This is a genomic window from Dyadobacter sp. HNCC25DJ185, from assembly GCF_056895195.1.
On sequence record NZ_JBXHAR010000023.1, the window covers coordinates 1 to 13,743 of the forward strand.

General features: G+C 42.3%; 7 protein-coding genes and 1 tRNA gene. 1 reads left to right on the forward strand and 7 read right to left on the reverse strand.

Annotation, left to right across the window (positions count from 1 at the left end; translation table 11 throughout):
* Positions 1–160, forward strand: a 160-nt coding sequence (locus AC1XUF_RS31865; RefSeq protein ID WP_483345939.1) for an ATP-binding protein, incomplete at its 5' end; no start/stop codon positions are given.
* 601 nt (positions 161–761) lie between these two features.
* Here the strand turns inward: AC1XUF_RS31865 and AC1XUF_RS31870 are convergent.
* The 7 genes from AC1XUF_RS31870 to AC1XUF_RS31900 all read right to left on the reverse strand — a co-directional run.
* Entirely contained in the window at positions 762–2,339 is a 1,578-nt protein-coding gene (locus AC1XUF_RS31870) for a hypothetical protein (RefSeq protein ID WP_483345933.1), read from the reverse strand.
* Entirely contained in the window at positions 2,326–7,290 is a 4,965-nt protein-coding gene (locus AC1XUF_RS31875) for a hypothetical protein (RefSeq protein WP_483345934.1), read from the reverse strand. Before AC1XUF_RS31875 ends, AC1XUF_RS31870 begins: the two co-directional genes overlap by 14 nt.
* A gap of 575 nt (positions 7,291–7,865) precedes the next feature.
* Complete coding sequence (locus AC1XUF_RS31880) at positions 7,866–9,035, reverse strand: site-specific integrase (RefSeq protein WP_483345935.1); 1,170 nt, start codon at positions 9,033–9,035, stop codon at positions 7,866–7,868.
* 248 nt (positions 9,036–9,283) lie between these two features.
* Positions 9,284–9,359: transfer RNA gene (locus tag AC1XUF_RS31885), tRNA-His, on the reverse strand.
* Positions 9,360–9,474: 115 nt separating this feature from the next.
* Positions 9,475–10,080 (reverse strand): superoxide dismutase, encoded by a 606-nt coding sequence (locus tag AC1XUF_RS31890; protein WP_483345936.1) that lies wholly within the window; start codon positions 10,078–10,080, stop codon positions 9,475–9,477.
* Between the two features lie 64 nt (positions 10,081–10,144).
* Positions 10,145–10,597, reverse strand: coding sequence for a nucleoside deaminase (locus tag AC1XUF_RS31895; protein WP_483345937.1), 453 nt, complete (start codon positions 10,595–10,597; stop codon positions 10,145–10,147).
* Positions 10,598–10,670: 73 nt separating this feature from the next.
* Positions 10,671–13,743: Ig-like domain-containing protein (locus tag AC1XUF_RS31900; protein WP_483345938.1), on the reverse strand; the 3,073-nt coding region annotated here is incomplete at its 5' end.

Below are 13,743 nucleotides of genomic sequence, written 5' to 3' on the forward strand. Positions count from 1 at the left end.
GAATGGGGCAACGATCATTACTTCGCAGCTGCCGGTTGACAACTGGTACAACTTCATTGACGAACCAACGCTTGCCGATGCAATCATGGACAGATTGGCAGCTTCTGCCCATCGGATAGCCCTAACTGGAAAGTCTTTGAGGAAGAAGAAAAATCATTAAGTTTAATAAATTATCACTCTCGCTTAGTGTTAAAACAACCGGTTCTAACTGGCGTACTTTGCACCGGAATAAATGGGGTCATTTACAGCGGAATCGTGGGGTACTTTCGTCGGAATATCTACCAAGACTAGTCCGTTCGAAGACATTTGTGTTTGGTCGAAAAAAGTCGACAATGTTTGTACCTGTTCGAGAATTTTTGAAAATGTTCAAATTTGTTCGAAAGGTGATCGTACTATACATTCTCCGCATAACAACAAATAAAAGAAAGCTCATCTCCCATATTCAACTAAGTGTATAAGTTATTTATATATTTAGTTAAATAAAAATCGGTTTCTTTGCTATGAAATAACGAACTACAGCCATTATTATAGCTTTAACATTTTCCTGGGGCATATATCCTTTCATAGCCAGTTATGTTGAAGGAAGCGTGGATTACACCTAGGCTACACCTTATTAAAATTCGAAACCTTGACCGAGATTGAGGTAACTGTAGGTGCTGGTATGTTGATGCAAGAAGAATATTTTCACAGCGAACTGTTTAACATTTACAGCTAAAAATCCTCGAAATTGAACTGAATCTAAGGCAATATCCTGATTTCACCTACAACTTTTCCAAGACATTGTTGTTAGCGAGAGTCAAGCACTTGTATGCTAAAAGCAAGCTTAGGGCGCGCTTGCCAGGAGGAATCGAGCTAGTCCGATAAGATATTTGAACTAATTCCTTTAGCATGCCTAATTGAAATTCCCAAAGAGTAAAAGATGACGCGTATATAGAATGAATGTTTTCCACAATCCAATTTAGTGCGTGGATGAACCCGTCATTCACACCATCAACCTCAATTCGCTCCAAGCGAATGAGCTTGGTTCCGAGCTCCAAGTACCTCGGATTAGATCCGATATCAAAAAAGGCAACCTTACCATGATCTATTCCTGAAATGAAAACATGAGTGATTAATCGACAGATATCAGATGGCCAGAACGCATATCGAATACCTCCAGTATCTATCAGTACCGGTTTTTCGCCACGAACCATGATGTTATTTGAGTGTAAGTCCCCATGACATAACATCAACTTTTTTTTGAATTTATTGTCAAGTAGCGTCGTTCTGTCAAGATTTTCAAAAGTGCCAGATACAACAATTGATTTAATGTGGTTGATATTAAAAGGTTCTCCTATGTCTAACAATATCGGCGTTAATTCATTATAAGCTTGTCTGACTAGCAAAAACTTCGTATTCGAGAAATCCGAAAATATTTCGTCAAACTTTCCTTCTGAATGGGTATTCTGATGATAATGATCCTTAAGACTGTCATCGAAGAATAGGCGTTGTAAAAATTGTGAAATCACATCCTCAGTCTTTTTATTTGAAAGCCAGGAAAAAAGAGTTTCGCCTTCTTTTACCTCTTCTATGAGAATAGCAAACGCATCCCTGCTTTCGAAGGGAACACTTTCAATTGATATCCGAAGGTGTTGTGGAAAGAACTTATAAAGCTCCTCAGCTCTTTGATGCTCGCCCTTTAATTTCTCCTTTTCTTTTGATATTTTTAAAATGAAACTTCTCCCAGCGACTTTTACCCGAAAAACTGCCGCTCCGCTAAACCCGGCAGAAAGTCGCTGTAAGAAAAATTTGTCAGAAAGACTGAAATGCTGTTTTATTTTAAATAGTACTTCGTTCAAATTTAGAAGACCGACTGCGAGAATCTCCGCTTGAAGGAAAATGTCGTCAAAATCCGAATCGAATAGATCCTGGGGAACCATACTAGTCACGAATGATAGTATTCGTTCCGGTAACGAGTTTGTATCTTTGGCTATACGTTCACCGAGGATGAACTTGTATTTGCTGTAAAGCTCTTCAAACTTTATCACATGTCCACGAAAAAACGCTGATGTGTACAAAATCGTTGGAAGGTTTCTCTCTTCTTCTGCAATAACTTCTAAAACCTCTATTCCATCGTGGCTGCCGGTCGCGTCGTCATACATGTCAAGAATTAACAAGTCAAAATTTCTCCCTGATTGAATATGCTTGCACAACTCCCATCGGTCACCGTAGCACTCAAGTTGCATCTCTACCTGAATTCCCATTTCCTTGATTTGCCTGTTAAGCGATCGAAATTTTGATGTCATTTTTACTCTATCGCCATCATGATCATCGTAGTAGGCTACATTAAGAGTTTTCATAAATAGGAATTTTAAATGTAATAATGTATTGATCAGTCTCTAATCTAGTTTTGTGATCCAACGTGCCTCCATATCTCGCTAGGTCATTTGCGAACTGGCTGAGGCCGCCGTTTTTATTGAAAGTGGAAAATTGATTTGTGCCATTGTATCTTATTATTGTTACGATACAGGCATCTTCACGAGAAATTGTCACTTCCATGCTGACATTCTCTATCTTGACATGACTATTTAGTTTTTGCTGAATATTACTCTTTATATGTGTAATGTATGCCATAAGCTGGACGTTCGGGTAAAAAACATCGCAGTTACATTCGTCGATAACTCGTATGTCTACCGATTTGAAATCATGTGGTCGAAATATAGTCTGTATTGCTTTTTTGACGTTAGAAGGGAAATTCAGTGCAATTTCGAGAATTTTTGAATTCATTCCATCGTCTCCATCACTTGCGAAATCAATGAAGAGGTCATTGATAAAATCATAGTGCCGATGATATTCATCGGAAAATCGAGTTAGATCTAAGCAGTTATGTGAGATAGCGGCAATATATCTTCCAAATGTTCTTTTTACGTCTTCATACTTTGTAAGCTCTCCTTCAAGTCTTCTAAACAAATCTGACTCTAAAATATTTGGACTTAACCGTTCCAGAATCTCAATCAAATCTTCTTCGATAAATTTATAGGCATAGTGCCAATCTGATAAAACCACACTTTGTTTACTTTGGAAATCATTAAAATACTCTGAAGAGTATTGATTAGTAATGAAGTCAATCAGTGCATCCCCATTAATTCCTAGTTTTCTAAAATCTAATGCATGAAAATGTTTTGCAGGCTTTGGATGCCTTGTCTTGTTGTATTCGCCAAGAATCTCGGACTTAAGTTGTCTAATTATATCAATATCATTGGCAGTTTCACTTGTCCGTATTATTCTTTTTATTCTTTTGGTATTTTTAACATCAATTATCTTTAAAAAATTATTCTGCTCTATACTTAATGGCAATGATTTTCCATCCAGTGATCGGAAGCCAGAATCAATACCTTTAAAATAATTTATGCTTTTATTATAGCCATTTTTATGTAGTGAGCCAATATGGTAAAAAATATTTTGAAGAAGATTATTACTGAAACGACCGTCGGTTTGGCTCGCTTCAATCATTAATCCTATATTTTGACAAAACTTGAATTTATGCGAGGATCGGAGAACAGTAATAGCACAATATTTATAGCGTATTGCCATCCTTAGTTTACTAGAATTTGCATCGCGTAAATCTTGGAACTGATCTATCAAATCATCCACAGACATTACTGCAACCTTTTGAGCGAGTTCTGAGACAATCTCTCTGACCTGCCTGAAAACAAGTGGTTCGCGTTGAAACCAGTTCACTTCATTTGAGAGAAGATAAAGTAATGCATAAAGATCCGATTCTAAATTCCTAATTTGTAATTCTATTTGAGAGTGAATTCTGTATAGTAATAGATAGACCTGAATCCGGTATTGAGTGGACCCAAGAGCTTTGATGAACGTTTGTTTTAACTCATACATTTTCATTATTGATTCGCTTGACAGTTCGTAGGCTGTGTCACTAGAATCTAGATAAAAATCAGATGGGTGATCTCCCATGTCAGTCCTACTCCTAATTCTTAATCTATTTTTTCGATCATTTGTGAATTGATCCATATATGGAGTCTGTATTCTGAATGCGTCTAAGGCGCGTTCGTGTTCACAGATAGGACATGTCGCAGAATTATAGTAGCTAAATGGAAAATTATATAGGTCAATAATTTTCACTGTACATGTTTTGTAAATCGCAACATCTTTCGTTGATACTTTTAACTCAGTAGGAAATAATTCAGTTTGTTCAACAGAATACTCTTTTTTACTAGCCGATACTTCAACACGTAAGTCCTGTATTTTTTTGTAAAACTCAAAATCTCTATTTTGATATTGATTAAAGAAGATGCATATTAATATATGATCGGCATTTTTCACATACGATAGAAATTTGTTGATAGATTCGCCGGTCAATGTCCCAAAATCTAAGAAAACAATATTGTTATTCGATTGAATATTCCTTGGCTTATCAGTATTCCAAACAATCGCGCGAGAAGATATATTAAATGAATTCCGTAAATACTCAATACAAGGGTCGAGCGCAGTATTAGGATCTTTCCCAGATTCGGGTCGAATTATTACAAAATCGTCTTGTTTGATAAATCGACGCCAGTCCGAGATTCGTTTACGTGCATTTTCCCAAAGGAATGAGGTGGACTGCAAGATTTTCTCTTTGTTGAGATAAAAAGTGAAGTGTCGCCCACTATATTTACCGAAATGACTGTAGAATAAGGATTTTGTAGCAATTAGGTGTTGTTTTAGTGGTAACGGAAGTGAAATAGTTCTTTGCAACTCTGTTTGAGCGATGAGTGGCTCGTCTTCATAGTCAGGTCCCTTAAATGTTCGGCAGTTATTTAATACTATTGCCAGATCTTCAAAGTTATTGACGGAGCTTTCCCCTCGATAATCTTGCTCCTCGTTATTTCTTTGATATACACTCAATATCGGGGTTTCTTCCTCCCAAGTGTTAATCGCACTTATTGAACGATCTCTTAAATTAGCTAATCCTATTATGCATTTGGGAAAAGCAAGGTCACGTTTTACATATTTCACCAATCTACGGATTGTCTCAGAGGTTGATATGATAGAGGTTAATATAAAAACTTCATCATTAGCGTTAAACAAAGTGGATCTTCGAGGGACTAATGTATCTACGTCATCAAGTATATTTATTATATTTCTCTTCCCAATTCCCATCAGGTTTCCTAGTTCTAATGCTAGCGGTAATTGGACGGTGTGGTCGATTAAAATATAAACACTCTTGGTGTTAGACGCCCATGTATAATATTCAGATATTTTGAGATACATAACCAGGGCATACCCTATTATGTCGACCTTTTCTGCTAGTATATCTTTAACGTCATGCCAGTAGTTTACTACTTTGAGCTTTGGAGTACATAGTGGAGCCGACAACGCCGAACCTTTCACCATTTTCCGTTTGAGACGTTCTCTGAAGATGTCAGCTATGTTGCTGAAATTTATGTGTATATCCAGATTTGAGGATACTGTTATTAGAGAATCGTCATTTCTAAAATGAGATAAGACCTGATATTTTTCTTCTGGTTTCAGATTCCGAAAGCTTTCAAGATCATCAAGGCGTTTCTTTTCGCTCTGGTCATCAATGATTTCTTTTAGGATGGCAATAATTCTCTGACTACCCCCAAACCAAGCAATACTCTTTTTTTTTCCTATAACAAGAATAGGGTCATAGATTGCTTCAGAGTCTGATGAAATGGCCTCGGGGACACTGTGTTCTGTGAGATCCCTGAGTAGCATTTCATTAGTCGATTGGACAATTTCTTCAAGTGTAGACTTTCCAATATCGTCCGAGAAATGTACAACTATGCCATTAGGGTGCCTTACGTAGCTAAGGCTTTTTAATATTTCTCCAATGGAGTCTTGATGGCTTTGGATTGAGAACCCTGTCTTAGATTGCAGGATTAAAAGAATATTCGCATTCTCATTTTTTAGCTCGTCCTGATCTGCAATCCAATTGGTGAATTCGCCAATTGAGTCGCTGCATAGTTGTTGCGATAATATTATCCATTTGCGATTGATTGGCCGAGTTGTAAATGTGAAACTGAGTTTTGCAATTTCCTTGTGAGGACAAAGTTTAATGCTAACAAATGTTCCGGGGATATGTACATGTTTCTCTTTTATGCTATTGATCCATTTTGATGACGAGTAACCACCCTTCTGGTACCCGCCGTAGACGCCGGAAGTTCTTATAAAGAAAATGCCGTTATACTTGTTTACGATTCGATTGATTCTATATAAACCTTTGGTGCCTCTGATCTTTTCGTTAATTTTTCTCGTGGACCATTTTCCAAAAGACCATTTAAGTAATTCGATCTTGTCCATTTTACTACGGATGCTCAAATTTCTGGCCCCAGATGTTGCTATCCTATAGGCTTCATTCAGCTCGTTCGACACTAATCCTGTTCCAGAATCACCAAAATAGATCTCTATTAAATTTTTGATTTCATTTGACTGAAGCCAGGTCAAATATTCTTCTTCGATTTTATATCCCTGAGGCGATTCCGTTTTCGTGCCTTCGTTGTCTTTTATAAGTGTTCCTCTGGGCATAAGTCCAATCGAAAGAAGTGCATGACTGGCGGTCGAGTGTTCCCTCACGTTCTTAACTAGTTCCGATAGGATAACATTTTTTATCGACATCATATCGACTTGTTCAACTCCCCGATCTTCTTCGATTAGAACATTCTCTAGTACCTCCTCCAATTTTGAGTCGATAACCGGTCCGTCGGCCGCAGAAATCCAAGTTAATGGTAAAATATATTTATAGGCATAAGTGAAAGTGCTGGACCTCCGAGCCTTCAGCATTCTTTTTTCCGAAAAAGCATGCTGAAAGTTTTGAAGATTGTTTTCTACTAATTCGTCCGTAAAATTGTATAACTCAGTGATCGAGACAGGCGACGAATTGGCTAGATGCTTGCACAATACTGCCTCATCGAACTTAATTGTTTTTAAGAATGAGTTAGCTTCCTCTCTGGATCTTAATATTTTTAATTTCAGGTCTTGATCGAAGCCTGTACTTTGAGATTCAGCAAGTGACAGCCGAGTTGTTGGTAAAGCGATATAAATTGGAACACGCGATTTTTGAGCACTCTCAATAATAAGTGTTAGTTGTGCGGCCGCACTTATGTTAGCAAACCTTACTTGTGAGAGATCAAAAAAAAGTCCCCTTTCGCGCGCAGCTTCTGTCCATATACCATTTTGCATAGCGACTTTATCAAGCTCAAGGAGTTTTTTCTCAAGGTTCTTGGGGGTTAGATGAAATACGCTTCGCAGTAAATGAAGTGGCGTTTGTGATTTTTTTTCCATTTAAGTTGCAAGGGAGGGAGCTTTCATACAGTCTCATCTTAAGTACTTTTAGATTGGACTGTATACGTGTTTATGAGCTAGTGATTCATTTATTGCAAATATATTTATAGATATTCATTAGATAATACACGTAGAAATACGTGTTTTATACTAGTTTTCTGTTCAAGGTTATATTAAGGAGCATATTCCCGGCAATATGCGGCTCGATTGGCTCTTGCACTAATTCAATTCTGTTGTCAACGAGTAATTCATCCCACCTTCGGGTGGAGGTTTGATAGTATTTCGGCGTCGCTTGGGCAGTTACAAAGGAAAAGCACGGAGAAGTTCTATTTAAATTTTGTAAGCAAGCCATCACTTCTGTTCATAGTGAGCTAAGCAGCTAACCAAAATGCTCGACCAATGTTTTACTAAACAAAAACAGACTTTCAAGATGTTACACTTAAAAGCCTGTTATTCAATTTCTGAATGATACTAATCGAATTTACGATAACTCGCTAGGGTGCTTTGCTGAGAACGCACGCACCGTCACATCCCCTTCAACCGCTCCCGCAACCCCTTCATATCCTCGCTAATCTTCACATCCAATATCTAGCATAAATCATAGTCCGCTTCAAAGACCGATGCCCAAGCATCTTAGAAACCGTCTCAATCGGCACATTATTACTTAGCGTCACCGTCGTAGCGAAAGTGTGTCGCGCTATATGAAAAGTCAGCGTCTTCGAGATCCCGCACAGGTTAGCAATCTCCTTCAAATAAGCATTCATCTTCTGATTACTTAGCACCGGCAACACAACACCAGCAGCGCAGCATTGCGGATGATCCTTATACTTCTCAATAATTTCCAGCGCCGTATCCAGCAGCGGAATACGTGTAGGCGCATCCGTTTTCTGGCGGGTCGTATCAATCCACGGCTCACCGTCCATGCCGATGACAATGTCAGTCGTATTCAATTGCTTCACATCCACATAAGCTAGCCCAGTGTAGCAGCAGAACAGAAAGATGTCCCGCACCTGGCTAATTCTTTCGACTTCAAATACTTTTTCGGTGAGTCGTTTCAGTTCGTCCCTAGATAGCGGGTTCTTTACAACTTCTTTCTTGGTCAACTTGAAGCCTTGAAACGGATCCTTCTTCAACCACTTGTTATTAACGCAGATTAACACAACCTTTTTCAGATTGCTCATATATTTGATCGCAGAGTTATGGTTGCAACCTCGGGCGCTACGCAGCCAGAAATTGAATTCAGTAATAAATTCGTAATTCAAATCCCTGATCGCAATATCATCCTTCTTGTACTTCCACTTGATGAAGGAGGCGGTATGTTCCTTGGCGGTCTTATAGCGCTTTAAGGTGAGCGGAGCGAACTCTTGGCCGACCAGTGCTTCCATTTGCTCATTATGGCGCTGGAATACTTCAAGGATCGTGCGAGTCTCATTGCTCTTACCAAGCAGAACATTCTTCAATGCTTCGGCTGTTAATTCCTTGTCATCCTCGATCAAAATCTTTTTCGCTTGAAATACTTTTGAGCTCAGCATGTCTAGATAGGCATTGAGCGTGCGGGTGTCTTCTTTTTGGCCGGTGGCTCTACCCGCATCTGCATTCCATCTGGTAGGGCTCCAAAGTTGTTTTGTGGACATTTCGACGGGCTTGCCATCGACTGTAATTCTCAGGTAAACGTAACGTAAACCATCCTTCTGATTCTTGGCGTGTTTCAAATAGAAGAACAGGCCGAAAGTTTTTTCTAACATGACGCTAACATTTAAGTGGTTAAATATCGCGTTACCAGCCATTCCAGACAAGATGTTTACGGCGTAAACAGGTTGTCAATCAGAAACTTACGGGCATTTTCCAGCGTCTTTTTTCGTCAAGCGTTGAACTACACGAATGACGCTAGAAAACATGGGAATTTTTGCATTTTTTGATATGATCTGAAAAACAAAAATGCCCGCAAATCATTGATTTACAGGCATTTTGTTTGACTTTGAACAGTTTTCAAGGGAGGGAGACGGGTCTCGAACCCGCGACCTCTAGAACCACAATCTAGCGCTCTAACCGACTGAGCTACAACCTCCGTTCTGAGGGGGAAAACCCCTTTCGAGGACACAAAATTAGGAAAAGGTTTGAAGGTTGCAAGGCTAATCGTGCAATTTTTATCGACCTCCAAACCTTTTCGGATATTCTTAATCTTTATTTCGCCGCAACGTAAAGAGCGTCAGCAGCTTTCCAGTCTACTACACTCCAATATGCTTCGATGTAGTCAGGACGCTTGTTTTGGTATTTCAGGTAATATGCGTGCTCCCAGACATCCAGACCAATGATTGGCGTGCCTTTTACTTCGGCGATATCCATCAAAGGATTGTCCTGATTTGGCGTAGAAGTGATGGCAACACCGTCTCCCAATTTGATCAACCACGCCCAGCCTGAACCGAAACGGCCGATGGCTGCTTTTTTGAATTCATCTTTGAATGCTGAGAAAGAACCGAATTTTGCGTCGATTGCTTTGGCAAGTTCGCCGGTTGGTTCACCGCCGCCTGATGCAGAAAGGGATTTCCAGAAAAAGCTGTGGTTCCAATGTCCGCCACCGTTGTTGCGAACCGGTGCCGGTGCCTTGCTGATGTTTGCAATGATTTCTTCTATGGTTTTGCCTTCCAGCTCAGTTCCTGCTACTGCTGCATTCAGGTTGGTAACATAAGCCTGGTGGTGACGGTCGTGATGTATCTCCATGGTCAATGCATCGATATGCGGCTCCAATGCATTGTTTGCGTAAGGTAAGGGATCAAGTGTAAATGCCATTTTCAGTGTAGTTTAAAGATTTATAAAAAGTAGTCTATTGGTTGGCTAACAGCAGAAAAACGCTTTATGTTCTTAATTGCCTAAAAAATTTGAGCAGCAATTCCTGCGAATCCTCGGCCAAAATGCCATTTGTAAGTTGTGTTTTGGGGTGTAAAATGGGTTTTCCGAGCCTGGAAAAACCGCGCTTTTCATCACTGGCCCCAATCACCACCCGCTTCATTTGTGTCCAGTATAATGCGCCCGCGCACATCACGCAGGGTTCCAGGGTAACATACAGGGTGCAGTCGGTGAGGTACTTGGCGCCCAGGTGGTCCGAGGCAGCTGTGATGGCGATCATTTCGGCGTGGGCGGTGACGTCATGAAGCAGCTCGGTCTGGTTATAGCCTTTGCCGATGATCCTTTCGCCCATCACGACCAGCGCGCCCACCGGGATTTCGCCTTCATCGTAGGCCTTATGTGCCAGACGCAGGGCCTCTGCCATAAAGTAATTGTCAAGAATGTCGGCCTGGATATCCATTTATATGAGTTATAAAAAAACAGGACATCTGATGCGGTGCAGCAAATGTCCTGTTTGTGTTTTTGATCTTAAATCAAGGTTTCATGACCCTTTGTACTGCGTTCAGATTGCCGTTCCGGATGCGGATCAGGTACAAGCCCGAAGGATAGTTTTCAAAATTGACTTCGGTGATTTTTCCCTGGATCGCATTGGTATACTTCGAACGCCCGTTCAGGTCGATCACTTCGACATTGCTTTGCTTCGGAACGACTGTACCGGTTATTTCAATCAATACACGCGATTGGATCACTGTGGGATATACCTTCACCCAGTCAGCCGGTGCAGGAGGCTCAACGCCCAAAATCGGGTCTACCTGAACCCGCGCCGTTCCCACGCCACTTCCTGTTCCGCAGCCGTTGGTAACTTTGGTAATCGCATAGGTAGTAGTCGCCTTTGGGCTCACCTTAAACGTGTAAGGGGTTACGGAAGCCGTTATCAAAGAGTCTTTGGATCCGTTATTCAATGTGAATGTCCATGGGGACTTACCGGTTATGTCGACTTTCAGGTCCGCACTCTCTCCAACCAGGATGGTCTGAGTGCCGGATAAGGTGGCAACGGGAAGAGGACTGGCGATGATCGTGATGGCGCTTACACTGCCTTTTACCGTAAGATCAGGATTAGTCCCCGAACTGATCACTCTTACATAATAACTGCCTCCCTTGGTCGTGTCGGGGAAAGTGGCAGTAATTGAATTGGAGGTAGCCACCGAAGGTATCGTCCAGAACTGGGCATCTGCATTGACCGTCGCTATCTGTACTTTGAACGTATTTCCTGCAGGAAAATCACCCGATTGCTGAAACGGCACATTGAAAGTCTTCCCGGCACAAGCCTCCGCCACAGAAGGGTTACCGGAATTGATCGTGGGTACCCGAACGGTTATCACCGCGCTGCCGATCGGAATCCCCTTTCCGCACGCATTGGACACCTCTGTAACCAGGTAAGTGGTGGTAGTGATGGGCTTTACTTCTACCTGATGGTCAGCCTGGTCGGTAGTATCGGTGATACCGTTGGACAAAACATAACCCCATGGACCGTCACCTGTAAATTTGATATTAATGTTGGCCGATTTGCCCAAATCAATGGTCGCCGTTCCGGAAATGGTGGCGGAGGGCAGGGACTTGATATGGATTTTGATTTCTTCTTTTGGACTCTCGCATCCGTTCGCGCCGGTTTGGGTTACATAGAACGAGTAGTCCTGTACCTTTTCGGTGAATGGCGTAAAGGGGACACCCTGCCACTCTGTACTGTTCGCCTCGCGGTACCATTTCAACGTACTTCCCGTAGCATCCAGCCTCGGGGCTGTTTCGTTTTGGCAGTAAGCAAGGTAGGTGGTGGTGGTCGGCTTTGGCGTTGTATTGATTTTCACATCGATTTTCGCACGGTCGCTCACGCAGCCTTCGAGTGTTTGGGACACATAAAAGGAAGTAGTCCCTCCTTCTGCAGTCGAAGGCGTCGGCGCAGCTGCACTGGCGTTCCCACCGGTTTCACTCGTGTACCAGTTCAGCGTAGCATTGGCAACAGGTGTTGCCGATAGCGGGTTAGCCTGGATGAACTGGCAATATTCAATAGCAGTTTTTTCGATGGTCGGAAGGCCCGGTAAAGGTTTCACACGTACTTTCTGAATGGTGCGTGTCATACTTTCGCAGCCTATTGCTGTCTTCTGGGTAACGTAAAACGATGTTTCCCCAGGAGTTTTCGCATTGACGGTCGGCGTAGTGGCAGAAGCTGTGCCGCCTGTTGCAGCGGTATACCAATTAAGTGTATTTCCTTGTGCAGCTTTGGTCGGGAAGGTATAAGTGGAATCGGATTTAGATTGACAAAAAACATCAGAAAGTGCTGCAAGCGCTGCCGGGGTCGCATTGACGATTACGTCCTGCTTGGCACGCGGGCTTTCGCACGACAATGACCCGTAAGTATTAGATTGGGTCAGGTAGTACGATGTGGTTCCAGCGGTAGTTGTCAAAGGCGTCGGGCCGGTTGCCGAACCTGTTCCGCCTGTTTCGGCGGTATACCATTTATAAGTTCCTCCAGCAGGAGTTAATGGAGTTGCAGTTCCACCTACACAATATTGGACCGGTGTAATTGTCGGCGCAACCGGGGTATCTTTTACAACAACATCAATTTTGACACGCGCGCTTTCGCAGCCGGCTGCTGAGATTTGAGAAACGTAGTAGCTAAAAGTTCCGGCGGTGGTGGCATTAGGAATTAGAGTGGCTGATCCCGTCCCACCTGTGGCAGCCGTGTACCATTTAAGGGTATATGTGTTATTTGTTGCTGTAGCTGTCAATGCTGACGCTGTCGGCCCCTGACAGATATTCAACGGAGTCACTACTACGGGCAAAGGTAAAGTTGCAGGACAGGGCGCAACTGTTACCACTATCTGTGCTCTCGCACTTTCACAACCGCTTGCATTGGTTTGGGAGACATAATAGTTGGTAGTGCCGGGGGTTGCTGTCGAGGGAACTGGCGCACCAGCCAATGGCGATCCCCCGGTTGAAGTACTGTACCATTTCAAATTGGCACCAGTAGCGGTTAATGCTGTTGCAGTTTGACCTAGGAAATAATTTACATTAGCCACAGTTGGTGCTGAGGGCGGCGTACATGCGCTAACCGTGACAATGATTTCCGCTCTGGCACTTTCACAATTACCAACCGTTTGAGACACAAAATAACTTTTTGAGCCTACTGTCGCGGTTGAAGGTGTGGGTGCGCCGGCCAATGGCGACCCGCCGGTAGAGGCACTGTACCATTTTAAAGCAGTACCAACAGCCGTTAAAGGAGTAGCAGCATCCCCGACTGTATAATTTTTATTCGCGACCGTCGGAGCAGCAGGCGGTGTACATGCACTAACAGTTACCACGATTTCTGCGCGGGCACTTTCGCAGTTACCAATCGTTTGAGATACATAATAACTAGTAGATCCAGCCGATGTAGTTGAAGGAGTGGGGGCACCTCCTAAGGGCGACCCGCCGGTAGAGGTACTGTACCATTTCAATGCAGTACCAATAGCAGTCAAAGGCGTTGCAGCGTCGCCGACAGTGTAACTTTTATTGGAGACAGTCGGAGCGGCAGGTGGTGTACAAGCACTTACCGTAACTACAATTTCT

Bases quoted from the DNA above. Each gene is read 5' to 3' on its own strand.
- AC1XUF_RS31870 (WP_483345933.1), bottom strand. From the start codon at position 2,339: ATGAAAACTCTTAATGTAGCCTACTACGATGATCATGATGGCGATAGA.
- AC1XUF_RS31875 (WP_483345934.1), bottom strand. From the start codon at position 7,290: ATGGAAAAAAAATCACAAACGCCACTTCATTTACTGCGAAGCGTATTT.
- AC1XUF_RS31880 (WP_483345935.1), bottom strand. From the start codon at position 9,035: ATGTTAGAAAAAACTTTCGGCCTGTTCTTCTATTTGAAACACGCCAAG.
- AC1XUF_RS31890 (WP_483345936.1), bottom strand. From the start codon at position 10,080: ATGGCATTTACACTTGATCCCTTACCTTACGCAAACAATGCATTGGAG.
- AC1XUF_RS31895 (WP_483345937.1), bottom strand. From the start codon at position 10,597: ATGGATATCCAGGCCGACATTCTTGACAATTACTTTATGGCAGAGGCC.